Source organism: Dyadobacter sp. CY261, assembly GCF_021440085.1.
In the GTDB taxonomy this organism is placed as follows: domain Bacteria; phylum Bacteroidota; class Bacteroidia; order Cytophagales; family Spirosomataceae; genus Dyadobacter.
The window spans coordinates 387,838-414,213 of sequence record NZ_JAKCPW010000001.1 but is presented as its reverse complement, the minus strand read 5'-3'; the positions used below and the strand labels follow the sequence as shown (position 1 = coordinate 414,213).

The window sequence follows — 26,376 nt, the reverse complement described above, 5'->3', positions numbered from 1 at the left end:
CACACATTCAGTCATTCAGTCATTCAACCATTCAATCATTACCCCCATGAGCCTTACCAAATACAACGAAAAACGTTCCTTTGACAAAACACCGGAACCGAAAGGCGGCAAAGCCGACCAGGAAGAGCTGATTTTTGTGATCCAGAAACACGACGCCTCTCGCCTTCATTACGATTTCAGGCTGGAAATGGACGGTGTGCTCAAAAGCTGGGCAGTACCGAAGGGCCCTTCGACAGACCCGTCGGTGAAGCGGCTGGCGATGATGGTGGAAGACCATCCCTACGATTATAAGGACTTTGAAGGCATTATTCCGGAAGGTAACTACGGAGGGGGCACCGTAATGGTTTGGGATTTTGGCACTTACGAGCCGTTGGAAGAGGTAGACGGCAAATTGAAAGAGGTAGAGGGCAAGAAGGCAAAGGAGAAACTTTTGCTCAAAGAGTTGCATGCAGGCTCATTGAAAGTGCGGCTGAACGGCCAAAAACTGAAAGGGGAATTTGCTTTGGTAAAAACAAAAGGGATGGCCGAAAATGCCTGGCTGCTGATCAAGCATCGCGATAAATTCGCTTCGGAAGATGATATCACCGAAAAAGACCGTTCGGCCATTTCACGCAGGACACTGAAAGGCATTGAGAAAGATGGTGACGCGGTTTGGGAAAGCGATCACGAAGAGAAGAAATCTTCCACAACAAAATCAACCAGCAAAACAAAAACCACCAAAGCTTCGAAAACCGAGGCCAAAGATCCGGCGGAAGAAGCTGCGATTGAAAAAAAAAGCCCGGACGTAAACGTACCGGCGATCCTGAAAAAGGGTAAAAAGCAAGCGCTTCCGACTGACCTGCAACCGATGCTTGCTACGCTGGTGGACAGGCCATTCGACGATCCGGGTTGGGAATATGAGGTTAAATGGGACGGTTACCGCGCATTGGCTTACCTGAATAAGGGTGAGGTGAGCCTGCAGTCGCGGAACCGGAAGTCGTTCAACGACAAGTTCTATCCGGTTTACCAGCAATTGGGAGAATGGAAGATCAATGCCGTGATCGACGGCGAGATCGTGGTCATCAACCAAAATGGCATTTCAGACTTCAATGCCCTGCAAAACTGGCGGAGTGAAGCCGATGGCGAGTTGGTTTACTATGCATTTGACATCCTCTGGCTGGAAGGCAAAAGCCTGGTACATCTGCCATTAACCGAAAGGAAAGCTGTTCTTCAAAGTATTGTCGACGAAAACAGCCCTGTACAGCTCGGTTACAGCATCGCTGCCGACGGCAATGCATTTTTTGAAGCAGCCCAAAAAATGGGGCTGGAAGGCATTATCGCGAAAAAATCGGATAGCGAATATTACCCAGGGATCCGCACCCGAGACTGGCTCAAAGTCAAGATCAACAAACGGCAAGAGGTCATTATAGCGGGTTATACGTTAAATGACGGCTCTTCCAAATTGTTCAGCGCGTTGCTGCTTGCCGCTTACGAGGACGGCGAACTGCATTACGTAGGCAAGGTTGGAACGGGGTTCAAGGAAAAACAGCAAAAGGAAATGCTGGCGCTCTTTAAGCCATTAGTTACCAAAAAGAGCCCGTTCAAAGAAACACCGGATTACAACAAACCGTCACGCTTCCGCCCGAACCCGCCACACGCCCATGCGACATGGTTGAAACCGGAACTGGTTTGTGAGATCAGTTTTGCCGAAATCACGGCAGACGGCGTTTTTCGTCACCCTTCGTTTGAAGGAATGCGCGAGGACAAATCGGCTAAGGAAGTGGTGCGCGAAGTGGAAAAACCGGCAGAAGAAATAGTCGACGTAGCCAATAACGATAACGAAACCATTATCAAAAAGCCCGTTAAGGCAAAACGAAAAACGCTTTTGAACCCGAAAGAAGACACCCAGGTCCGGAAAATCAGTGGGCATGAAGTGAAGTTTTCCAATTTGAATAAACTTTATTGGCCGGACGACAAAATCCAGAAACGCGAGCTGATCAATTATTACTATCAGGTCGCGCCATTTATTTTACCCTACCTCGAAAACCGGCCGCTTTCACTCAATCGCTTTCCGAATGGCATTCAGGGAAAGAGTTTTTACCAAAAAGATGTTACCGGCAAAGTGCCCGACTGGATTGAAACAACACCTTACACTTCGGAAGGCGAGCATAAGAACTTCATGCTTTGTAATGACGAGGCTGCGTTGCTATACATGGCCAATCTCGGTGCCATCGATGTAAATCCCTGGAACAGCCGCGTCGAAACACCCGATAACCCCGACTGGTGCCTGCTCGACCTGGACCCCGACACCACCAATACATTCGAGCAGGTGATCGAAACAGCGCAAGTCATTAAAGGCCTGCTCGACTCGCTGTCGGTGCCCTCCTATTGCAAAACTTCCGGCTCCACCGGGCTGCATATCTACATCCCGCTCGGTGCCAAATACAGCTACGACCAATGTCAGCTTTTCGCCGAATGGGTGGCAGGGCAAGTGCAGCACCAGCTCGCTGATTTTACCAGCGTAGAACGCATGACCAAAAACCGCAAGGGCAAGCTCTATATTGATTACCTGCAGAACCGCCCTAAGGCGACGCTCGCTGCACCATACTCCGTTCGGCCCAAACCCGGCGCGACCGTGTCCATGCCATTGCACTGGAACGAGGTCAAGAAGGGGCTTCAACTGAAAGACTTCACAATTTACAATTCCATCGAACGTATCCAGCGCGAAGGTGACCTCTTCAAACCTGTTCTGGGCGAGGGGATCGACCTGGAAAAAGTGATCGGCAAACTGGATGTCGCGGCGGGGTGAAAAGTCAAAATTTTCCTACTTTTTGTTAATAAATAACCAGCTCAACCCGCATTGTAGTAGTAATGTAGTGGTGATTTTTCTGTGAAAACATTTCACTTGTGCAATATGAGGTAGTAATGTAGTAATGCATTGCTACCCGGCGGCCTGATTGTGCCTATACCTTTGCTGATAATACACAAGTATTACTTTTTCAATATTTAATTGGGCAAAGTCCATTTGCCGCATCTACTAAATTTTAATACTAACATTTATGAGCAAAAAAATTGTACTATTATGTAGTGTGCTAATGCTGTATGGCCTCGTACAGACCGCCCTTGCCCAAAGCCGTGTCGTGAAAGGCAAGGTGACGGTCAAAACGAAGGGCGAAGAGCTGGTAGGCGCTACCGTGGTAGTAGAAGGCACCAATTATGCGACGATTACCGATGCCACCGGCAATTATTCCATTGAGGTGCAACCCAACGCCATCCTCGTGGCCAGTTTCATCGGAATGAATACCCAAAAGGTCCCCGTAGGTAACCAGTCCGAAATCAATTTCGCATTGGAGGAATCCGTCGACAATCTTTCGGAGGTGGTCGTGGTCGGTTATGGTGCGCAAAAGAAAAGTGTTGTTACCGGCGCTATTTCGAGTGTAAAAGCTTCCGACCTGCAATCGATGCCCATTAACCGGCTTGAAGAAGCATTGCAAGGCCGCACGTCAGGTTTGACGATCGCTTCCAATTCCGGCCAGCCCGGCTCGGCTGCAACCGTGCGTGTTCGCGGGATCACTACGCTAAACAACAACGATCCGTTGTATGTGGTGGACGGTGTGGTGGTTGACAATGGCGGGATCGGCTACCTTAACCAGTCCGATATCGAATCCATTGAAGTACTGAAAGATGCCGCTTCGCAGGCCATTTACGGTGCACGGGCGGCTGCCGGGGTTATTTTGGTTACTACTAAAAAAGGAAAAGCGGGCGGTATTCGCGTGAATTACAACGGCTTCATCGGCGTGCAGGGACCGGCCAGAAAGCTCGACCTGCTGGACGCTACCCAATATGCGACGATCCGCAACGAAGCGGCTGTCAATGCGGGACAAGCTGCGCCTTACGCCAATCCGGCAGCATTCGGGAAAGGTACCGACTGGCAATCATTGATCTTCAACAACAGTGCCAAACGCCAGAACCACGAACTAAGCGTAAGCGGCGGGTCGGAGAAATCAACGTTCTATCTTTCATTAGGTTATCTCGATCAGGAAGGGATTGTTGCAACCGATATTTCGAAATACAAAAGAACCAGCATCCGTCTGAACTCAGAGCATAAACTGGCGAAATGGCTCACATTTGGCCAGAACCTGGGTTATTCACATGACAAATCGGTTGGTTTAGGTAATACAAACAGTGAATTCGGCGGCCCGTTGAGTTCGGCTATTAACCTCGACCCAATTACGCCCGCAGTAATAACTGACCCGGCAGTAGCGAATGCGGCGCCTTATACCAACAAGGGCATAGTACGGGACGAGAATGGCAACCCCTATGGCATTTCGCAGGCCGTAGGTCAGGAAATGAGCAACCCGCTTGCGTATATCAGTACACGTTTGGGTAATTACAGCTGGTCGGATAATATCGTGGGCAATGCCTATCTGATGGCCGAGCCTATTAAAGGCCTGCAACTGAAATCTACGATTGGTAGCAAGCTTGCGTTCTGGGGTAATGAGAGCTTCACCCCCATTTCATGGCTGAATGCAGCTTCCATAACCTCGCAAACCAACTTCAACCGCACCAACAACCGCCGTTTTGACTACAACCTGGAAAATACCATTTCCTACTCCCGCCCATTCGGCCTGCACAATGTGAATGTGTTGCTCGGACAAGGCGCATACCTGGACAACAACACCCGCATGACGAGCGTGACGTTCTTCAACGTACCTGCGACCAATTTCGACGATGCGTCCCTGAACTTCAAAGTCCCTGCCGACCAGCGTAACTCGGATGGCTCCGAAGGTGCAAACCACACGGTAAGCTCGCTTTTCGCCCGTCTGAACTATGATTTTGATGAGAAATACCTCGTGCAGGCTCTCGTCCGCCGCGATGGTTCTTCCCGCTTCGGCTCGAATCACAAATACGGTGTATTCCCCTCATTCTCATTGGGCTGGGTACTTTCGCGGGAAGATTTCTTCCCTACCAGCAATGCGGTAAACTTTCTGAAATTCCGCGGAGGCTACGGCGTGGTGGGTAACGACGGCATCGGCGATTTCGCATACCTCTCGACCATCGGAAGCGGCCGCAATTACACCATCGGAACATCAGGCAGCTACATTATCGGTTACAGCCCGAACGCCCCTGCCAACCCCGATTTGAAATGGGAACAGACCAGCCAAACCAACATCGGTTTAGACGCGACGATCTTTAACAATGTGAATGTGACCTTCGAATGGTTTAAGAAAGCAACGAAGGATATTCTGCAGAACCCGCGCATTCCAGGCTATGTAGGGGCTATCTCGAACCCAGCAGCCAACATTGCGGATATGGAAAACACAGGTGTGGAACTCGAACTCGGCTTCCGCAAACGTTTAGGCCAGGTTGATTTCTCGGTGAACGGAAACGTTTCCTACATTAAAAATGAAGTGACCTACCTGGGCAATGGCGTGGAGTACCTTTCAGGCGGCCAGAGCTTCCAGGGCGCACCGCCGATCACCCGCACGCAGGTAGGACAGCCGATCAACTCGTTCTTCGGTTATGTAAATCAGGGTATTTTTCAAACACAGGAGGAAGTGGATTCACATGTTGCCGCCGATGGCAAGAAGATCCAGCCCAATGCAAAACCCGGCGATTTCAAATGGCAGGACCTCAATGGCGACGGCACGATCACTGAAACCGACCGTACGTTCATCGGTAACCCTACCCCGAAATGGAACTATGGCCTCACGCTGAGTGCAGGTTACAAAGGCTTCGACGTCGTGGTATTTGGGCAAGGCGTGGCCGGTAACCAGATCTTTCAGGGCCTCCGCCGCCTCGATATCGCCAATGCCAACTGGCAAACCGACGCACTCGACCGCTGGACCGGACCGGGAACTTCGACCACCTTTCCACGTCTCGTGAACGGCGATCCTAACAAGAACTTCCAGAACCCGTCGAGCTTCTATCTGGAAAAAGGCGACTTCTTCCGCCTGAAAACCCTGCAAATCGGCTACTCGCTGCCGAACTCGATCATCAGCAAATTGGCGATGAAAAAGGCCCGTGTGTATGTAATGAGCCAGAACCTGTTCACAATCACCAAATACACCGGCTATGATCCCGAGATCGGCGGCAGCGTGCTGAGCATCGACAAGGGCATTTACCCGCAGGCACGCTCCTTCATGGTTGGTTTGAACATTGGTTTTTAATTGATTAATACGAATAATATGAAATTGAGATATAACAAATTCGTGACTGCCCTGGCATTTACCGCCGGCTTGCAGCTCATGTCCTGCTCCGACAGCTTCCTCGATGTGAAACCCAAAGGGCTTAACCTCGAAGCAAACTATTACCGCAACCAGGAAGAGGCATTTAATGGTCTCGTAGCCGCCTACGATGTGGTGGGCTGGCAGGGTAACGGCTACGTGTCCACCATCGCCACCATGAATGCAGCTTCCGACGACCATTATGCAGGCGGCGGCGGACCAAGCGATATTATGGATTTCCAGGTCATTTCCAACTATACCCTAAACCCGACCACAGGACCTCAGGGGGAATTATGGAGAAAAGGTTTCTCGGGCGTATTCCGCGCGAATTCCATTCTCGAAAAGCTCCCTGGGGTGCCGATGGATGAAACACTGAAAAAGCGCTACACCGCGGAAGCGAAATTCCTGCGCGGGTATTTCTATTTCGAGCTAGTGCGGTTGTTCAAAAACGTACCCCTGTTTACCCGCACCATTTCTACCCAGGAAATGTACGACGTGGTGCAGGCGGCCCCGGCTGAGGTATATGCTCAAATCGAGAAGGATTTGTCAGAATCGGTTGCGGATTTGCCGGTTACGATCAATGTCGCCACCGAAGGCGGCCGTGTAGGACAAGGCGCTGCGCATGCGATTTTGGGCAAAGTGTATTTGTACCAACAAAAATTCCCGCAGGCTGCACAGGAACTGTCCAAAGTGAATGGCACACCGGGCGGCAACAACCCATACGGCTATAAGTTGCTCGAAAAGTTCGGCGACCTTTTCAAGACGAGTAGCAAGTTTAACAGCGAGTCGATTTTCGAGCTTTCCTATACCAATACTTCTGCGGGCGGATGGAGCTGCGTGTCGTGTACCGAAGGGAATGTGATGAACATTATCACCGGTCCGCGTGGCTATAACCGCAAGTCGGATGCCGCGCCGGATTATGTTTCTGGATGGAGCTTCCTTCCGGTAACGCCGTCGTTGTTCGACGCGATCCATTCGGACCCGCGCTACAAAGCGACGATCGCCAACCTCGACAGCCTTGAAAAAGCGGGTGCGGTAGCCTACGAAAAGGGTTATATGAATACCGGCTATTTCCTCGAAAAATTCGCAGGGCGGCAATCCGACCGCTGGACGGGCGCCGGTGCACCCGAACTGAACTTCCCGCAAAACATGTATGATACCCGCCTGGCCGACACCTACCTGCTGGAAGCCGAAGCCCTCGTACGCGGTTCAGGCGACCTCACCCGCGCAGCCGCGCTCCTGAACGCGGTACGCGCCCGTGTGGGACTGAAACCGGTAGCAGCCACATTTGAAAACATCAAAAAAGAACGCCGCCTTGAACTCGCTGGCGAAGGCCACCGTTGGATGGATCTCGTGCGCTGGGGCGATGCGCCTGCCGTGCTGGGACCGAAAGGTTTCGTCGCAGGCAAGCACGAAATTCTTCCGATTCCATTGCTGGAACTAGAAAACACGAAAATCGAGCAGAGTAAAGAATGGGGCGGAACTAAGTAGCGTGTTCCATACCCAGATCAGAAAGGCTTGGAGCATTGCTCTAAGCCTTTTCTTTTGATTCGTCGAAATGAAAACCCAGGAAAAAGTTGAACATATTCACTTCCGTGGGCAGTTGCAACTTCTTGCGCAGGCGGTAGCGGCTTACTTCCACCCCTCTCAATGAAATATTCATGAGCTGTGCGATCTCCTTGCTTGAAAGGTTCATCCGCAAATAGGCGCTCATTTTCAACTCATTGGCGGTCAAGTTTGGATATTTCTCTTTCAATGCGATCAGGAAATTGCTGTGCACGCTATCAAAATGCCGGGAGAACTGGCCCCAGTCCTTATCGACCTTGTTCTCATCGGCTACCACCTTGATCATCTTTTTGAGGTCGTCGTTGATCTTGTCGTCCTCGGCGCTTTTGGTGATTTTGACGAGATCGGTTTTGAGCTTAGACAATAATTCCGCTTTTTGGACTAAATGCATGGCTGACGTGGCCAGATCGGTGTTTTTGTGCGAAATCTCGGCTTCGAGCTTTTCGTTTTTGAGCTTGATGATCTCCTTTTCACTCTTTTCCAGTTCGAGCTGATGCAGGTATTGCAGGCGTTTCTGTTCTTCCAAATGCTGCTGTTGCTGGTGCAGAAAGCGCCTTTCCTGCCATTTGTAAAACAGCCAGGCCAGCCCCAGAACCAATATAACATAACCCAGGTACGCCCAGATCGTCTGATACCATGGCGGCAGGATCACAAACGAGTAACCAGCCACCTCTGATTCATTTCCGAAATTATTCCGCGCCTTCACCCTGAATGTATAATGCCCCGGCGGCAAATGCGTATATTCTTTCGCACTCCGCGGCGACCAGTTCGACCAGTTGTTGTCAAATCCTTCGAGAAAATAGGCATATTCGATACTGGATTGCTGGCTGAAAAGCGTGGAAGAGAATTCGAAACCTACTGAATTCAGTCGGTTGGCTATCTGTGGTATTTGCTCCTCCGACTGCCTTTTAAGCTCATTGACCTCCCCAAAATAGCCGCCGAAGAGCAGGGAGTCGGTCTTTCCGGACGATCGCATTGCCCGCACCTGCACATCGATATGGCTCTTGTTCTCTTTGTATTTCTTGTAATTGATATGATAAATACCCTTTTCGCCACCGATCAGGATATTTTCTTCATTTAAAGGCTGAATGTATTCGAAACCGGAGACCATTTTATGATTGATTTCCGGCAGGAAAATAATCTTTGGATTGCCGCTGCTCATATCCACCACGCCAAGTTCCTTGCCCCGCACAAACCACACGTTCCCAGCCTGATCCTCTTTCAAATAGCGCACCCCCAGGTTTTTGAATATGCTGTTATAATGTCCGGCAGCTTCGAACCGGTCACCGGCCGCATTGTATTCGTAAATCCCCTTTTCCGTCGCGACGAGGATTTTGTTTCTGACCTTGTATATATAATTGTTGTTCAGCGAAAGCGGTAATCCGTTCCTGTGCGTGTACAAGCGCGCCTGCGATTTACCATTCTGCGACAATGTCACTTTGTACACGCCACGGTAGGGATGCGACGTCCAGATCACATTCTCCTCGCGCACATCCGTGCACAGGAAGCGCGACGCCACATCGAAACCAGGTACCGAACCCGACGGTTTGAACGCATCACCATCATATTCCAGGAAGTTGATGCCGTTGTAGTTCCCTACCGCCACCGTTTTGACCGGATAAATCCTCGAAAGCGGTAAAAAGCCCCAGAAACCATTGCGTTTCATAATGGGCCGAGCCTGGCTTCCTTCCACTTCGAAGATACCCTCATGGTGTGCCATCAGCAACTTACCGTTGATCTCCGCGAGCCCCCACACCTGCCCCCGTGAATTTTCGATATAACCAAAAGTGCCTTTCACGTAACTCAAATCGTTGAATTGCCCCACCGCTACCGAGTACAAGCCATTCGACGTGCCTACATACAGGTGGCCCTTGTAGATGACCGAAGCATATCCCGCTTCGTCCTTCGTAGTCGCGGGATACATGGTTTTGATCGCATTGTCATAGGCCACAAAGTCAATCCCATTGTCGAGACCCAGCCACAGATTTTTGTCGCGATCGCGGAAGACGCTCAGTACATTGTTGTTTTGCAAGCCGTCGGCGCGTGAGAATCGGTGTATAAACTCGCCTTTATTGGTGATGATATAACATCCGCCGAGGCTCGTCGCCAGCGCGATCAGTTGATCGTTCACCCTCGTGGCGGCGTAAATGCGTTCCTTCCTGACCTGATCGATAAATGCGGATTGCAGGCGTGTCGCATGGTCGCCCGTAAGACGGAAAACGCCGGCGTCCATTGTTACAAGTAGCGACGTTTCCTTATTGACAGATAACAATGCGGTAGCCAGGTAGTCGGCAGGTAAATCGCCCGATGTGATCCAGGGTATCCAGCGGCCATTGTCGTAACGAAGCAGACCACTTGCGGCATCCTGCGCAACGGCGATGCCATTGGAGACACTCAGAAACCGCCAGTGGGAACCGCCGCTGAAAACGCTTACAGCTTTGTCTTCGTAAACAAAGATCCGATTACTGGCCCGAAAAAATACGCTGCCTTTGAGTACTGCCACATTCCAGATATCGGCAAAGCCACGGTCGCGCTCATGGACGAGGTCGCGCAGGGAAACATAATGCAAAATCCCGCGCTCGTCCGGTGTGAAATAGCCGAATTCATTTTCCCCACCAATGTAAATGCGGTTATCGGGACCAATTTCCAGAGAGCGTACTTTGGTCTTGTTGGGCAACGGATAAGTGCGCCAGTAAATGCCATCGAAAGTGAGGAGCCCTTCATTGTTGGCGAAATACATGACGCCGTTGCTGCCCTGGCGAATGCCCCAGTTTTGGGTTCCCGCATGATAAACCTGTTTGGAGTAATTGACTACCTCTGGCAAACCAATGGTATTCTGCGCGCGCAGCGGAGAAACGAACAGGATTAATAGCAGCAGACCAGCGACCTGTATCCTATTTCGCACCTGCAATACACCGATGAGGGAATTGACGTAGTGACAAACCACGCCAGGGTATTTATTTCGCAAATTTCGTCAGGTTGTTGTAGTAATGTAGTAGTCCTGTCTGCCCGAAGTTGTGCAGGTTGCCCTACATTTGAACTCGCAATATATTACATTATTTTCAGTGTATTTCAATAGATGGAATAGCGCTGCTTTGTTTACCAGTCATCTCCTTTCAATTGCCGCAAACGCATGAAAACTTCATTTCTTAAATACGCATTACTTCCTGCCCTTTGTTGGTTGGCATTTCTGCGGGTAACCGGCCAGCCAAAGCAAAGCAAAATCGAATTCTGGCTGACCAATTCCGATAAATCGGCGCTTTTCCAGAAGCAATCCGAACTGACTTTCCGGAAAATGTCGAAGACATCGCCGGCCATTGAATCGCCGGTAATCAGCATCAATCCCAAAAGAAAATACCAGGAGATCGACGGTTTCGGCTTCACGCTCACAGGCGGCAGCGCGGGGCACCTGATGGCCATGAGCAAAACCGCCCGCGCAGCATTATTGAAAGAGCTATTCTCTACCGCCGGTAATGGCATCGGCATGGGCTATTTGCGTGTAAGCATCGGCGCATCCGACCTTAATGAAAGAGTTTTTTCTTATAACGACCTGCCTCAGGGCCAGACCGACCCGGAATTGAAGCATTTCAACCTCGGACCCGACCGCCACGATGTGATCCCGGTTTTAAAGGAAATACTGTCCATTAACCCGAAACTGAAAATCCTCGGCTCTCCCTGGTCGCCGCCAGTGTGGATGAAAGACAACGGCGATACCCGCGGCGGAAGCCTGAAACCCGAATGGTATGATGCTTATGCCAAATATCTGGTGCGCTACATTCAGGATATGCAAAAAGAAGGTATTCGCATTGATGCAATTACCGTGCAAAACGAGCCGCTGCACCCCGGTAATAACCCAAGCCTGCTGATGCTGGCAAAAGATCAGGCCGTTTTTGTCAAAAACCACCTGGGACCTGCATTTGAAAAGGCGAAAATCGACACGAAGATCATCGTTTACGATCATAATGCCGACAAGCCCGAATACCCGATCTCGATCCTGGACGATCCCGAAGCGAAAAAGTATGTAGATGGTTCCGCATTCCACCTGTACGGAGGAACCATCGATGCATTATCCAAAGTCCACGATGCACATCCCGACAAAAACCTCTATTTCACCGAGCAATGGATGGGAGCGCCGGGTAATTTCGGGAAGGATTTCCCAAACCACATCAAAAACCTGACCATAGGAGCCACCCAAAACTGGGCGCGCACTGTGCTGGAATGGAACCTGACCAGCAACCCGGAAAATCGTCCATTCACCGATCGCGGCGGCTGCGACCGCTGCCTGGGTGGCGTTACCATCGACGGCGACAAAGTCACGCGCAATGCGGCGTATTACGTGGTCGCACACGCGTCCAAGTTTGTGCGGCCCGGATCTGTGCGGATCGCTTCGGGCGCCGCTGTCGGGGATAAGCCGGATGAAAAATTGCCAAATGTGGCCTTTGTCACACCTGAGGGAAAGAAGGTTTTGATTGTTCTGAACGATTCGGATGCGGAGAAGAAGTTTAGCATTCAAGACGGGGAGAATGCGGCCTATGTAAGTTTGAAAGCCGGATCGGTTGGGACGTTTGTTTGGTAGCGTTTTGAGGTTTCGTATTTGTTGTTGCATGCCCAAGGGCATTTGTTTACATCTCACGGTGACGTTTTTTGCTACCGATATTATATCGCTACGCGATTTTTGTTTTGGAATTGCGGCAACAAGAAAGCGTGCAAAAATGCCGCTAGGCATGTAATATCGGTAGCAGAAAATATCTAATTATCTTCTCAAAATCCCGTTAGGGCTGTAACAACAACTAAAACGCAACATCTCTCAAACGTCCACGAAAATCGGCAACCACTACCTTCATCAATCCCTCGCGCACCAGAGCCACACCCCTCCCCGATTGTGATAAATATCCAGCGCCATATGCCAGTTCAAAACGCCTTTTCCGTCCATCGGCATAGGTCGCTTCCACTAGCACATCCTGCGATAACGGTTTGATATAAACCATTTTACTATCTGAGCCATCCGAAAATGCCAGCAGTGGCCCATTGTTTTGCGCAGCTAATATCATTTGACTCCCATTGCTAAGCATTAAATTGGCCATTCCTTTCGCATCACCAGGAATCAGAATACCACTTTGAGCAGGGCTTAATGGCTTAAAACCACCCTTTCCGTCACCCAGCATCAGCAGGCCATTCAAGCCATCCAGTCGTCCGCTGATTGATTCTGTTGCGTAGGTGTTGCCGGAAAGTAGCAAGTCGAGGTGGCCATCATGGTTGAAATCGTTGGCCAGCAAGCCGTACACCGCACCCAGCTGTGCGGCTGTTGGCAGGTTTTTCATGACAAACTTCCCACCGCCTTTGTTTTCCAGCATGACCGACTGCATCGTTTCACAAACCAGCTTGCGGGCATCTTTCAATTCCTCGGGCTTGAAAACGTCGGTGATTTTCGCTTTGGAATAATCGGCATAATAGATAAACCGCTTTTTAAGAAAGTTCATCTGGCTTGTCATCTCGTCGCGCGGATGGATCGGGTACAGGTCGTTGCCGATGTAGCGGGCCGTAACGGGATCCATCGTCCCGCTTTGGTCAAAGTCTTTCGCTAACAGCGTGAGTGGCTTGTCAGTCGACGGTTTGCCCTCTGCATTCAGACCGACATTACCCAGAATATAGTCGTTATCACCGTCCTCGTCGAAGTCTCCGGATACTATGCTGTTCCACCAGCCCGTAGTGTTTTTTAAGCCAGTTTGAGCGCTGGCATTGACCAGTTTACCATGGTTGTTTTTATAAAAAATAATAGGCATCCATTCTCCGGCAACGATCAGATCCACCCAGCCGTCCTGATCAAAATCAGTCCATAAGGCACTGGTTACCATACCGATATTTGCGATTTCAGGGCAAACTTCCTGCGTAGTTTCGGTAAACTTCCCACGATCATTTCTAAGAATATAGCTTTCCCCAGGCATTGGATAAGCACCAGGCGAGAGGCGGCCGCCGACAAAAAGATCGAGGTCGCCATCGCGGTCGAAATCGGCCGCATTGACCGTCGACCCGCTGCCGGTAAGTGCTGGTAATGCTTGCGGATCGACCTTCAAATTGCCCTTTCCGTCATTGACATAAAGCCGGTCCTGATAATACTTCGAACCTGCTTCAAATTCATTGCTGCCACTCACGACGTACAAATCGAGGTCGCCATCGCCCTCCGAATCGAAAAACAAAGAACCCATGTCCTCTTCATACTTCTGCCCAGCTGCTAATGCTTTTGAGCTAAAATGCTGATGCTTGTCCTGTACAAAGACGCTCCCCGACTGGTTGAATGCCCCACCGACATAAAAATCATCCAGCCCGTCCCCATTTACATCGCCCACCGCAATACCCGGACCGTTTTGCGATAATAAATGAGGAAGCAGAGGCTGAACTTTAAAATCTATATAGAGATCATCAGTGTGCTGAAAATCAATATTCTTTACTGTTCCGAACAGGGGTTTGTCGTGAGACCCATTTGTTTGATATTGACTGGTTGCTTTTTCGTAATCCAGTTCAAGTGACTTGTCAGCCTTTACATCCCTCACAACCTGCCTACGCGCATCCGGCCACACGATCGTCAGGCTGTCGACCTTGGAAGAAGTACCCATGCCAAAATGCACGCGGTTGGTTTCGGTTGTCGACTGATAGCCCCGATAAGGAGAATGTTCGGCGTACTGTTGGCCGTGCTTTGTCCAGACCCAAATTTTAGCACCGAAACCGTCCCGGTTTAATGCAGGCCCTTTAAGCGTCACCGTCAGCGAATGGACATCCGGCTTCCGTTCCAAATGGTTCTCGTATACAAATGCCTCTTTGTCGATATTATTCATAACCAGATCAAGATCGCCGTCATTGTCGAGGTCGGCATATACGGCACCATTTGAAAACGATGGAATATCGAAGCCCCATTCTGCCGATTTGTTGGCAAAAGTGAGGTCGTGGTTGTTGGCAAACAGGTAATTCGGGACATGAGCTCCTTCTACTTTTTTTAATGCTTCCACGAGGTTGCGGTTATTGCCTGTGCGCATCTGCATTTCGTGCTCGGCCATGCGGTAAATGACGAAATCACGGTTGGTAATGTCTTTGGGGTAACCGTTGGTGATCATCAGGTCGCGGAAACCGTCGTTGTCGTAATCGGCAAACAATGCGCCCCAGCTCCAATCGGTCGCCTCCACACCGGCGTAACGGCCTATTTCGCTAAAAACCGGCCGATTTGTTCCCGGCGCATTGCCGGCGTTGTGCTGCAAAGTATTGCGCATAAATTGCGGCTCATAGCCCATGCGCAGCTCTGACAGATGCCGATCATAGTTCATGAGCCCAAACATGTTCTTCTGCCTAACGGGATCCTCGGGCAGCATATCCACGGTAATGAAATCGACCAGACCGTCATTATCGATGTCGGCCGCATCGTTACCCATCGCCGAATAACTCTGGTGTTTGAAATAGGCCGCTATTTCGTTTTTAAATGTGCCGTTTTTTTGATTGATATAAAGCAGGTCATTCGAGACGTAGTCGTTGGAAATGTAAACATCCTGCCAGCCGTCGTTGTTTACATCCGTAACTGCAATACCTAATCCATAACCTTCTTCCAGTATCCCCGCTTCCTTTGAAACATCGGTGAAGGTACCATTACCATTGTTCCGGAAAAGGCGATCGGCATTCGGCGATGTGCCATCACTCACCTTTTGGCGAATGTTGTTCGGGCCGCGCATGTTCATCACATTAGTGACAAGATAAGCGTCCAGATCACCATCGTGGTCGTAGTCAAGGAAAGCCGCTTGCGTGGTATTACCGGAGTAATCCAGGCCATAGGTCCTGGCTTCTTCTTTAAATGTGTTGTTTTTTTGATTGATAAACAGAAGATTGGGCAACCGGCCTGCTTGTGCCGGACCTGCGCGGCAAATGTAAATATCGAGAAAACCGTCGCCATTGATGTCGACCATAGCCACACCACGCGCCCAGCCGCCAGGCACTACTATACCTGACTGACTGGTAATATCCTCGAAATGAATGGATTTCCCTTCATTTTTATTGAGATACAACCGACTGTCGGTCATATTGCCGGTAAAGATCAGGTCTGTCTGACCATCATTATTGATATCACCCGCACCTACACCGCCGCCGTTGTAAAAATACTCGTAGGTCAGAATGTTAAGCTGATCATCCTCTTTGAGTTGATTCTTAAAATGAATGCCTGTTTCATCCGGTGAAAGCAGTTTGAAGAGCTTCTGATCGTCTTTGCCCGAATTGCAGGCAGCGAGTAGCGAGGCAATGCAAAGAAACAGGGACAAAGGACGGGTCATAGGGCAAATGCAGTTATTTCCCTGCGTGGATTTTGGTAAAAAACCTGACTTCGTACAATTCCTGGTTCTTTCCCGAAAGGTAAGGTTTCTGGGCTTTTTTCAGGATTAACTGATCGTCCGACAGTTTCAGGATCTGGAAACCACTCAGCTTATGCCCGGTAGAATCGGTATAAACCAGCGAATCGGCACCTGGAAGCTGGTAACGATACGTCTTGAATCTCTCCTTCTTCCGCTCCGTCATCACGCCATCGGCACCATACTCGAACGTCGACCAATGCTCGTCGAAAGTATTATTGGTAAAACTAAACCCATTCACAAAATTGCTAATCGAGTCCGTACGCCAAACGCCTTGCAATTCACGCTCGCGGGTGTTGCAGCGGGTGAGGGTCGTTAGGGCCAAGACGGTGATCAGTAGTTTTTGGGAATGGGTCACTGTATTTATGGTTTACCGGTACTGTCATCCTGAGCGCAGTCGAAGGATACTAGCGATGATGCATTTACCCTTCGACTGCGCTCAGGGTGACAGTACAGCCTATCATTCAATTATTAATAATTCCCATTCTGCGTCAAAACTCCATTACTCAAATCCACCTCACGTTGCGGGAGAGGGAAATAGTAATGCTTGGGTTTGATGAAATTACGGCTTGGCTTGAATGGCCCTCTGGCGATTTTGTAATGCGCTGCGATGTCGATCAGACCCGCTTTATCCCAGCGCAACAGATCCTGGTGGCGTTCATTTTCTCCGGCAAGCTCCACACGTCGTTCGTGCATAATGTCTGTCATTTTTGCACCGGTTTTGGCGGCTAGTCCGGCACGTTTGCGCACTGCATTCAATTCCGTGTCGCCGCTTTGTCCTCCGCGGATCTTAGCCTCCGCCAGGAGCAAGTACACATCGGCTGTACGCAGGAATGGCGCATTAAGGCTCTGGCTCATGTCACCGGCATCGGTAAAGTCGGTGTATTTCCGGAACGAATAACCGGTTACCCGGGTCATATTGGCTGCAAATGTGGTTGTTCCGGCGCTCCCCCGGTTCACTTTATCACCAGGGCTGTAAATCGAATATGACCGCCGGGGGTCACCTTTTTCAAATTCCTGCACAAGGTCCTCGATCGGCTCGTGGAAACCCCAGCCACCGAATGCCTGTGGCGTGTGGTAGAAGGTCGGTGAATTATCGGTGGTCCAACCCGTTTCGTATTGCAGTGAAAAGAGGATTTCCGGATTATTCTCAGTGGCAAGCTGAAAATTCTCGTCATAGTTGTCCGCAAGCTTGTAAGCGGCATTGCTGATCACTTTCTGGCCTGCCTCGATAGCTTTCGCCCAATTTTCCTGGTACACGTATAATTTAGCTAAAAAACCATTGGCAGAGCCTTGTGTCACCCGGCCTGCCTCGCCTGCATCGTAGCTTACCGGCAACAGACTAGCTGCCTTCGTAAAATCGGATTCTGCCTGCGCACGTACTTCCGCAAGGCTGGCTTTGGCTTTGTTGTAGTTGTTATCCAGTGCGTCGCCTTCGAGGATAATGGGCACTTCGCCGTAAATAAGCGAGAGACGCCAGTAGATGAATCCCCTCAGGAAATAGGCCTCCCCCATGCTCCGGTTCCGTAATGCCTCATCCATTGTCACCTTTGGCGCGTTGATCAGCACCGCATTGGCCCGCGAGATCACCTCATATTTAGTCGACCAGGTAGCGAGGATATGCGAATTGGAGGCATCAAATGTGAACATTTCCAACGAAGTTTCATCGGAGTGGTCGCCGGCGCGGTTCATATCGTCGGAGCAGTTATCGAAAGTATATTCGGTGTGCGCGAAGCCGTCTTCATTCAGCAGCGGTGCATAAATCGCATTGGTGGCAGCCACCACGTCATCGCCATTGCGCCAGAACTGCTGGGAGGTCACCTGTCCGTAAGGCGTACTTTCGAGCAGATCGTCGTTACAACTGGTTGCGGCCATCAGAAAGACCCATCCGGCCAGTACATATATCTTTTTCATGTCGGTTATATCTTAATATCAATTAGGGTTATTTCCCGTCCTGGTTAGAATGACAAAGTTGCTCCGATGGTCCACGTGCGTGCCTGCGGATATTGCGCGTAGTCTACATTCAGCTGGTTGTACAACCCGGCCGCTTTATCACCGCCAACATAGCCAAGCTCGGGGTTCAGACCGTTGTATTTGGTAAACGTGAACACGTTTTGCCCGGTAATGTAAAATCTCGCTTGTGATAACTTCACTTTTTCAATCACCGTTTTGGGAATGGTGTAACCCAATGTGAAGTTTTTCAATCGGAAGAAATCCCCTTTCTCGATAAACAGGTCGGAAGGACGGAAGTTGCGGTTCGGGTTATCGATGCTCAGCCTTGGTACGGTGTTACTCGTGCCCTCGCCATGCCAGCGCTCATTGGCTTCCTGGTATAAGTTAAACGAGTAGCTCGCGTCAAGTCCCTGCATTCTGTCGGCGTTAAAAATCGAAACGCCGCCTACACCTACGAAGAACAGGTTGAAATCAAATCCTTTGTAATTCAAGCCTGCATTTACACCGTAATTGATCTTGGGCTGCGGGCTTCCTATAATGGTCCTATCCTTATCGTCCACAATGCCGTCGCCGGTCAGGTCCACAAAACGGACGTCGCCCGGGTGAATCTGCCCGTTCGTTTTGCGGGAGTCGTTGGCAATGTTAGGGTCGGAGTCGATATCACTTTGCTTTTGATACAGACCGTCCGTTTTGTAACCATAAAACGTGCCGTAAGGATTGCCCTCGTACGTGCGCACGATCTCCTGCTGTCCGCGTCCGTAAAGCTGCGAAGCGAGGAAGCCGCCCGGCGTAGCGAGTTTGGTAATTCGGTTTCTAATTAAAGTTGCGTTTCCGCTTACGTTGAAGGTAAGACCGCCGAAAGTATGACGGTACGATGCCTCTATCTCCACGCCCTTGTTGCGCAGTTGTCCGATGTTCTGGTCCGGAATAATGGACGTTCCGATCGTTCCGACCGAAGGCGGCGCGAGCAGCATCTTTTTGGTATCCTTGACAAAGTAGTTGACTGAGACATACAATGCATTTTTCCAAAGCCCGGCTTCCACACCGAAGTTGCTCATCTCAGCCGTCTCCCAGCCTATTTGCAGGTTTGCCAGACGGCTCTGCGCGGCGCCCGAAATTGGGTTCTGCGTTCCGCCAGCCCCTAACGCATAGCGGTACGACGAGTTGATCAGAGCCAGGTATTGCAGCGAGTTCACGTTCTGGTTACCCAGCTGTCCCCAGCCACCGGTAAGCTTGAAGTTGCTGAACACGGGCAATGCGTTTTTGAAAAACGCCTCTTCCGAAAGCCTCCACCCCAGCGAGAATGCAGGGAAATAACCCCAGCGATTGCCCGACGCGAACTTCGACGAACCGTCGGAACGGAATGTAGCCGTGAGCAGGTAGCGGTCCATAAACGAGTAATTGGCCCGGCCAAACCAGGAAGCCAGCGCATCGTAGCTGCGGTTGCCATCCTCCCCGGCCACGGAAACGATCGTTCCAGCATATTGCAGGTAACGCAAAGTGGGGTCCTCGCTCGCGAAATCACGGCCGCGCTGTTTGGAAGAAATGCTGTTGAATGTTTGCGAAGTGTAACCACCAACGAGGTTCAGGCTATGCGCACCGAATTTCTTGTCATAGGAAAGAAAATATTCCTGCAAGAACGACCAGTATTTGCCGTGAGTAAGATCGAGCTGATTATAAGAGTTCGTCCGGAACTGGTCGTTAATTTTAACCTCGAAATTGTTATTTTCTGAAAAAGTCGCGTCCATCGCCAGGTTAGCGCGCAATTTCAGGCCTTTCAACAGTTCGAGTTCGCCGGTGAGGCTACCCAGGATACGGTTGCGGATATTGTTCTGATCCTGGTTATCGACCGTAAAAATCGGGTTGTTGATGTCCCCGAATGCGCCGATTCCCTTGGTAGTACTGTATGAACCGTCGGCATTGCGTATCGGCAGACCGGGATGAAAGCGGATAGCGCTCCATAGCAAACCGGTTTGTGACGAGGTTGTATTCGGCGACGTATTATGGGTATTGGTGAATTGCAAATTTTGCCCGATTTTCAACCTCGACCCAATCTTATGGTCCGAGTTCACACGGAATGTGTATCGTTTATAATACGATTTACCAATAATACCCTTTTCATTATAATAACCTCCCGAAATCGAGAAGGACGAATACTTACCGCCGCCCCGGATCGCGGCATCGTAGTTCTGGGTAACACCTTGTTTGAGCAATGCATCCTGCCAGTTGGTTTTCTGGGTCTGATACTGAGTTTCTTTCCAAATTGGCGGAATAGGCAGGCCGTCATTGTCGTAAGCCTCCCGCTTCAATTCCGCCAGATCACGAGCTTCGAGCATATCCAGTATCTTGATGCGGTTGCTGACACCTGCGTATCCATTCACCGTCACGGAGATCGGATTATCGAACGTACCGCGTTTGGTAGTGATAATTACCACGCCATTGGCAGCACGAGTACCATAAATAGCTGATGCAGAAGCGTCTTTCAGTATCTCGATAGATTCGATGTCATTGGGGTTCACGTCGTTCATCGAACCGGCCGGTACCCCGTCGATCACCACCAGCGGATCGGCATTGTTGACCGTTCCGAAGCCCCGGATCTGGATCGTACCGGCATCACCCGGTGCTCCCCCGTTGCGGATCACGTTCACACCCGCTGCACGGCCTTGCAAAGCCTGCTGTGCACCACCCGTTGGAAGGTTTTGAAAGTCAGCCCCTTTCACAGAGGAAACGGCGCCTGTCACATCTTTTTTCTCCTGGGTTCCGTAACCTACCACCACCACTTCCCGCAAGGCATTTACATCGGGTGCCATGGTAACATTGATCACCGCACTGTTGCCCACTACCGCATCCTGACTCACATAACCGATAAAAGAGAAGCGGAGCGTTACACTGCCATCCGGCACGCTCAGCTGAAACTGGCCGTTCTGATCGGAGGATGTTCCCTGCTGACTCCCTATTATCAGGATGTTCACGCCGGGCAGGCCGTCGCCCTTCTCGTCAACGACCTTTCCTGTTACAGTCCTGTCGGCTGCGACTTCCGCGGCTGAGGCACCAAACGGGGCTGTGCTCTGCGGCTCGCTCTTTTTTCGCAATAATATGCGAGAGGTTCCCACCACCTCGTAAGAAACATTCAGGGGTGTCAGCAATTGGTCGAGCACGCGGCTGAGAGAGCCTTGCAGTTGTTTGGCCGCAACAGTGCTTCTGCCCTGAATGCTGCCCGAACTGTATACAAATTTAACATCGGCCTGTTTCTCGATCTGCCGCAAAACCTGGCGGATTTCCTGCGCTTCTACTTTCAAAGAGATCTCTTTGTTAAGTAACTCCTGGCTATAAACGCCATGCGCCATGGAGAACCCACAGCAGATCAGAGCAAGTAAAAGTTGTTTGGCCGTAGCGCTCATGACTTTGTAAACAGCCCTTTTGAAGGGTATTTTTTTATGCATAATTTTAAAAGTTTTTGTGGACTGAACAACTCAAAAACAAACTGCTATCCTTCTGCCAGGAAGGATGTTCAAACTGCCGGACATGTTAGCGCATGGCCGGCATTTGTTATTTTCACTTATCCTTTTTTCAATTAGTTACCACAACCTTCACCCGAAATAAATAGCGAAGCGCCGCGGCGCTCGTATTCGACATTTACCGCTTTACAGATCAGATCCAGCTGATCGAACATCGACAGGTCGTTGATATCGCCCGTAAAAAGACAATTCCGCAACACATCGCCTTCCACTACAATATCGATGCCGTAGGCCTTCTCCAGTATCTCCAAAACGTCGGTCGCCGGCGTTTCAGCAAACTCGAACCGCATCCGCGACTCCACGGCCTTCACTATCACCGGGTTCCGCACAATCCCCAATTCCATCTTACGGGAATCCTTGTCAAATACCACCTTCTGGTTAGGCGTCAGAATGAAACCGTTTTTACTCGACGTCTTGCTATCGGAAGTCTCATATACCGACACCCTTCCGGTAGCCACCTGGACCTCTATCGAACCGGACCCGTCATACGATTTTACATTAAAACTTGTCCCCAGCACCTGCGTTGCAAGGTTTTCTGTAGAAACGACAAACGGTTTTGTCACATCCCGCTTAACCTCGAAAAACGCTTCGCCGTGCAGGTATACCATTCTTTTACGCTCGCCGAAATGATCTGGATAACTGATCCGGCTGTTGGGTTGCAGGATCACCACGCTGCCGTCCTCCAATGTGAGCCGTTGTGGCTTGTGCGATGTGTTGCTCACTGCAAAGCCTTCGCCATCCTCGTTCCAGATAGAAGCCAGCGTAGGTAGAAAGGTATTTTGTTTCGGTGCATTATACCAGAAAATACCAGCCAGAAACGTCACGGAAGCAGCAACCGCGGCCCACCATCCAATTTTCACCGGCTTACGTGTTGTATTGGCCAGGAGTTTCTGCCTGATCCGTTGCCCGATCTCCTCTTTTTCGTACTGAAAAATATCCGAGTCATCGACCGGATTGTCGCGTAAATAATGCTCCATCCATTGGTCCTCGTCTGCCGTTGTTGTTCCGGCAATATATTTTTCAATCAGTTCGTCGTAGCTATATGGTGTCATTTGCGGAGGCGTGTATAGGTTTTAGTTGTTGGAATTATACATCCAAAGATTTTCTTTTAGTGCTTTGAGTGACTTGGTAATATGGTATTCAACGGCCTTTTCGGAAATATTGAACTCCTCGGCAATATCCTTTACCGGACGGTTTTCGAAGCGGCTTAAATGAAAAATACGGCTGGTTTTTTCGGGAAGCTTCCTCATCACTTCGTCCACAGCCCGCGAAAGATCCGAAAACTGCACGATCTCATCCGTAGAATACGTTTCCTGTATCTTGTTGAGGATCAGATATTCCTGATACCGTCGCCAGGTGATCTGGGACTTGATAAAATTGGTAACCCTGTATTTCATCGAGATCACCAGGTAGGTTCCGAGGCTTCGAATTTCGGTTTCCAGCCGCTTGTTCCAGAGGCTTTCGAATATGTCATGCACCAGTTCTTCCGACTCCTCCCGCGACCCTACCTGATGATAGGAGACGCAGAACAATTTGTACCAGTAACGGTCATAGATCTCCTCGAAAGCGCGTTTATTGCCTTCGCGGAGCTGCGTTACCAGCTGTTCATCGGTTAGAAATTTAGTCATGAGGGTGCTCCATTATCCGGATCTGTATGTATAGTCAAACAACTCCCGCAAACCCCTAAGCGATTTATAGGATTTTTACAGAAATTAATTCCGCAGGAACCGCCGGAACTCCGAATCGATCTGAAATTCCGTGACACCGTAGCCAAGCATCTTCTCACAATCTCGCCTTGCATCAGCCATGATGTCGGCCGATTTTCGGTAGTGAAACTTGTTGATCGCAGCCACAACGCGGATATGATTCTTTCGCGCCCATGCAACGTCCTCATGGGTCAGGTTGGCAGGCCTTTCGAAAAGATAATAATGATCGGCCTGGTAGCCAGTCTTTCGCATATTATCTTCCAACTGTTTTCGTGAGCAGCTCAGCCGGACCTTGCCGGTAAAAAATTCGGTAGATTCGTCGGTACCTATCATGAGAGCCGTTTTCCTGAGGTGATATTGGTCCAGCAATGCAATCAGTTTGTTAAAAAGTGCAGAATCAAGGCCTGTTATTTTGTTGTCGAGCATCAAGGCCATGTCATGTTTCCTGCAAAATTTCAGCACATCGTCGAGCAGCATCGGTTTACTTCCATCCAGTTTGCTTGTGAGTTGGCGCGCATTGGCCCATTCCGTTTCTGTAACCTTGCGGGGATCACCGTAAAACCTGTTAAAATCAGCATCGTGATTGGCGATCAAAACACCGTCGGCTGTCGCACGCACATCCGTTTCGACCATTTCGTAACCTTGGCGGGCAGCCTCCTTCAAGGCTGGTAATCCGTTTTCCGTAAAAGTACTATCCACTACCCCGCCCCTATGTGCGATCAGATCAATCTTCCGGTTCTGTGCCGAGGCATTGGCGAGGCACAAAACATAGTAAAAGGCGAAAATCAGCGCGGGAAGTTGCTTCATGGAAATGCATTTTTTTGATAGGTAAAAGTACGGCCCTATCACTTTCCGAAAATGCAGTTAACAATAATATAAAAACGGCCGAAAAAAAGACATTACGGTAAACACTAAACCGCTTGCTAACTGTAACCGGCCCGTCATTCAACAACTTTGGGAAACCTAAGTTTTCGCTGTTTGTTTGTGAAAGGCTTAAATAAGACGGCTACACACTATTCTTGACATTCACTATGCACACACTCACTTTCTTCTATTCGCTCTGCATATCTAAAATTAGCTTATCCGGCAGTTGCCGGGCTACTTGTCGATGACCATTTTTTCTCAGTTCTGCACACGCATTCTCTGGACAACCATCCTCACAGTAATCGCCTTTTTCTGGTTTACGGTTTTCCGGCTTTCGTTCAATTTTCCCTACTATGACGATTTTGAAAACATCGTCCAATTCATTTATAAATTTGAGCACAGTCAAAACCCTGTCGACGCAGTGGGTTTGCTTTTTGATCAAAATTTTGAGCATCGGCTACTATTCTCCAAAGTCGTCGCAACCTTGCAATATCTGTTGACAAGGCAACTCAACATGCGATGGCTAATCATTTGGGGGGATTTAAGCCTTTTAGGCATAGCCGTCATCTTCTACCAGTTTCATCGAAAAGAGCAATTGTCACTCCCCGCCCTGGTGGCTATTTGTTGCCTCCTTTTTCAAGTTCAACATTACGCCGACACCGTGTTATGGGCTACCTGCAGCCTGCAACACGCCCCGTGCATTGCCTTTTCGCTGTGGTCGTTTTACACGGCCATAACGATAAAAAAGTATCACCTAAGTGCGCTTCTCGCGGCTATCGCATTGTTCACCAGCGCTAATGGATTCGCAGCAGTTGTGATTTGGCTGATGATCGTTTGGGCAACTTCCAACCATTGGAAACAAGTTCTGACGCCTTCAATACTGCTCATTGCAGCCACAGCTATCCATCTTGCGACCCTAAGCCTCGGTCCGGGATCGATGCTTACCAAGGCGACCAGCAACATTTGGCCCAAGCTATTCCTTTTGCTGTCGTTTGCCGGACAAGTGGCTGATACGGACCTGATCAATAAGAATTATAGCATATGGCTGGGCATTGCGATATTATTACCTGTGCTTATTGTGTTTGTACAATTGATGCGGCAAAAACATCGACGGATCACAGACTTGCAATGGCTATGCGTCGCGGGCATCTGTTCTTTGCTTTTCGTTGCCTTTCTCATCTGCTTCGCGCGCGGCATAGAGCCGGATGATATCGGCTACAAGATGGATCGGTACAAAATATACGCAGCGCTTTTTGCCGTCCTGGCGACTGCATTTTATGATAGGTACTGGGATAATTTCGTCTGCTATCCACCGGTTTTCCACGACATCGTATTGAACGACTATTTTTCCGAGGCCCAGGAAACTTATCTGATTGGTTCCCTGCCTTCTACCGATTCTCCGATTTTGCAAATTGATTGGCAACGGACAGTTGATTCTCTCACAGTTGAATGCAAAGACAACACACAGAGTTTAGAACTGCGAAACGGAATTTTCAAGGAAAGCGAGGGTTATGACCACTTGTACGTAGTCGCATTGAATGACACCGATTTACAGCCGCGTTACTTAATGAAAGTCGCCAATGGTTATGATCCCGCGTTACGAAGATTTTCCACAACGCTGACAAGGCCTGCTTCGAACGGGTTTAGCTGCGAAATATTCAAGACAAAAATGAAACCTGGGGTGTACGATCTACGGCTTATTTCAATAAAAAAGGGCCATGCGGCCCGTGTTTACAAACTATTAAAGATCAAGGTCTAAACCAGCGTCTCCGCCATTTGCAGGAAGATCGCCCTTTTGTAATAAGCAGGATCATATTTAACGAGAACCTGCGTACCCTGGCGAAGCGAATCATATTTCGCATAAGGAAGCACCTCCCTCATCTCCGTCACGAAATCATTGCCGGCCTTGGATTCTACCTTAATCTGCACCTGAAATTCGGGCAGATTATTGAGGTATTCACCTGTCGGCTTGATCGCCAATACAGTAGCGTTGGCTTGAACGCCTTGTTTAAGGATTTTTTTCTTTCTCTCTGCCGCGATCCGCTTGCGAATGGACGATAAAGTCCAAAAAGCAATCATGAAGACCAGGATAAGTGAAGCACCGATTTCCCTGTTATTGAATTCCACAGCTAAATTAAGTTAAGAGTGTGATACCCAAAAATAGCGGAATAACTCTAAAAAA

The 26,376-nt window shown here is 49.7% G+C and carries 14 protein-coding genes; 5 read left to right on the top strand and 9 right to left on the bottom strand.

Going from position 1 to position 26,376, the window contains the following annotated elements; genetic code table 11:
- Nucleotides 1-46 precede the first annotated feature (46 nt).
- The 3 genes from ligD (at nucleotide 47) to LZD49_RS01665 (ending at nucleotide 7,697) form a co-directional block, all read left to right on the top strand.
- A complete protein-coding gene (gene ligD, locus LZD49_RS01675) occupies nucleotides 47-2,788 on the top strand; it encodes a DNA ligase D (protein ID WP_234665574.1) in 2,742 nt (913 codons plus the stop codon).
- A 250-nt stretch (nucleotides 2,789-3,038) separates the two neighbouring features.
- Entirely contained in the window at nucleotides 3,039-6,149 is a 3,111-nt protein-coding gene (locus LZD49_RS01670) for a TonB-dependent receptor (RefSeq protein ID WP_234665573.1), read from the top strand.
- Nucleotides 6,150-6,167: 18 nt separating this feature from the next.
- Nucleotides 6,168-7,697, top strand: coding sequence for a RagB/SusD family nutrient uptake outer membrane protein (locus tag LZD49_RS01665; protein ID WP_234665572.1), 1,530 nt, complete (start codon nucleotides 6,168-6,170; stop codon nucleotides 7,695-7,697).
- Nucleotides 7,698-7,737: 40 nt separating this feature from the next.
- On the opposite strand, the gene LZD49_RS01660 is transcribed toward LZD49_RS01665, so the two are convergent.
- Nucleotides 7,738-10,740: a triple tyrosine motif-containing protein gene (locus tag LZD49_RS01660; protein ID WP_234665571.1), complete on the bottom strand. Its 3,003-nt coding sequence runs from the start codon at nucleotides 10,738-10,740 to the stop codon at nucleotides 7,738-7,740.
- A gap of 165 nt (nucleotides 10,741-10,905) precedes the next feature.
- On the opposite strand from LZD49_RS01660, the gene LZD49_RS01655 reads away from it, so the two are divergent.
- Nucleotides 10,906-12,348 (top strand): glycoside hydrolase family 30 beta sandwich domain-containing protein, encoded by a 1,443-nt coding sequence (locus LZD49_RS01655; RefSeq protein ID WP_234665570.1) that lies wholly within the window; start codon nucleotides 10,906-10,908, stop codon nucleotides 12,346-12,348.
- Nucleotides 12,349-12,562: 214 nt separating this feature from the next.
- Here LZD49_RS01655 and LZD49_RS01650 read toward each other — a convergent pair whose 3' ends face one another.
- The 7 genes from LZD49_RS01650 to LZD49_RS01620 form a co-directional block, all read right to left on the bottom strand.
- Nucleotides 12,563-16,078: a VCBS repeat-containing protein gene (locus LZD49_RS01650; protein ID WP_234665569.1), complete on the bottom strand. Its 3,516-nt coding sequence runs from the start codon at nucleotides 16,076-16,078 to the stop codon at nucleotides 12,563-12,565.
- A gap of 13 nt (nucleotides 16,079-16,091) precedes the next feature.
- Nucleotides 16,092-16,511 carry a hypothetical protein gene (locus LZD49_RS01645; RefSeq protein WP_234665568.1) on the bottom strand — a complete coding sequence of 140 codons (420 nt, stop codon included), beginning with the start codon at nucleotides 16,509-16,511 and terminating at the stop codon, nucleotides 16,092-16,094.
- Nucleotides 16,512-16,624: 113 nt separating this feature from the next.
- Nucleotides 16,625-18,067, bottom strand: coding sequence for a RagB/SusD family nutrient uptake outer membrane protein (locus LZD49_RS01640; protein WP_234665567.1), 1,443 nt, complete (start codon nucleotides 18,065-18,067; stop codon nucleotides 16,625-16,627).
- A gap of 44 nt (nucleotides 18,068-18,111) precedes the next feature.
- Nucleotides 18,112-21,549: a TonB-dependent receptor gene (locus tag LZD49_RS01635; protein ID WP_234665566.1), complete on the bottom strand. Its 3,438-nt coding sequence runs from the start codon at nucleotides 21,547-21,549 to the stop codon at nucleotides 18,112-18,114.
- A gap of 131 nt (nucleotides 21,550-21,680) precedes the next feature.
- Nucleotides 21,681-22,676, bottom strand: a complete 996-nt coding sequence (locus LZD49_RS01630) for a FecR family protein (protein ID WP_234665565.1) — start codon at nucleotides 22,674-22,676, stop codon at nucleotides 21,681-21,683.
- Nucleotides 22,677-22,697: 21 nt separating this feature from the next.
- Entirely contained in the window at nucleotides 22,698-23,252 is a 555-nt protein-coding gene (locus tag LZD49_RS01625) for an RNA polymerase sigma factor (RefSeq protein WP_234665564.1), read from the bottom strand.
- Between the two features lie 84 nt (nucleotides 23,253-23,336).
- A complete protein-coding gene (locus tag LZD49_RS01620) occupies nucleotides 23,337-24,137 on the bottom strand; it encodes a glycerophosphodiester phosphodiesterase family protein (protein ID WP_234665563.1) in 801 nt (266 codons plus the stop codon).
- Nucleotides 24,138-24,438: 301 nt separating this feature from the next.
- Between LZD49_RS01620 and LZD49_RS01615 the strand changes: the two genes are divergently transcribed.
- Nucleotides 24,439-25,953, top strand: a complete 1,515-nt coding sequence (locus tag LZD49_RS01615) for a hypothetical protein (RefSeq protein WP_234665562.1) — start codon at nucleotides 24,439-24,441, stop codon at nucleotides 25,951-25,953.
- Here LZD49_RS01615 and LZD49_RS01610 read toward each other — a convergent pair.
- Complete coding sequence (locus LZD49_RS01610) at nucleotides 25,950-26,321, bottom strand: hypothetical protein (RefSeq protein ID WP_234665561.1); 372 nt, start codon at nucleotides 26,319-26,321, stop codon at nucleotides 25,950-25,952. The genes LZD49_RS01615 and LZD49_RS01610 overlap by 4 nt on opposite strands.
- Nucleotides 26,322-26,376 lie beyond the last annotated feature (55 nt).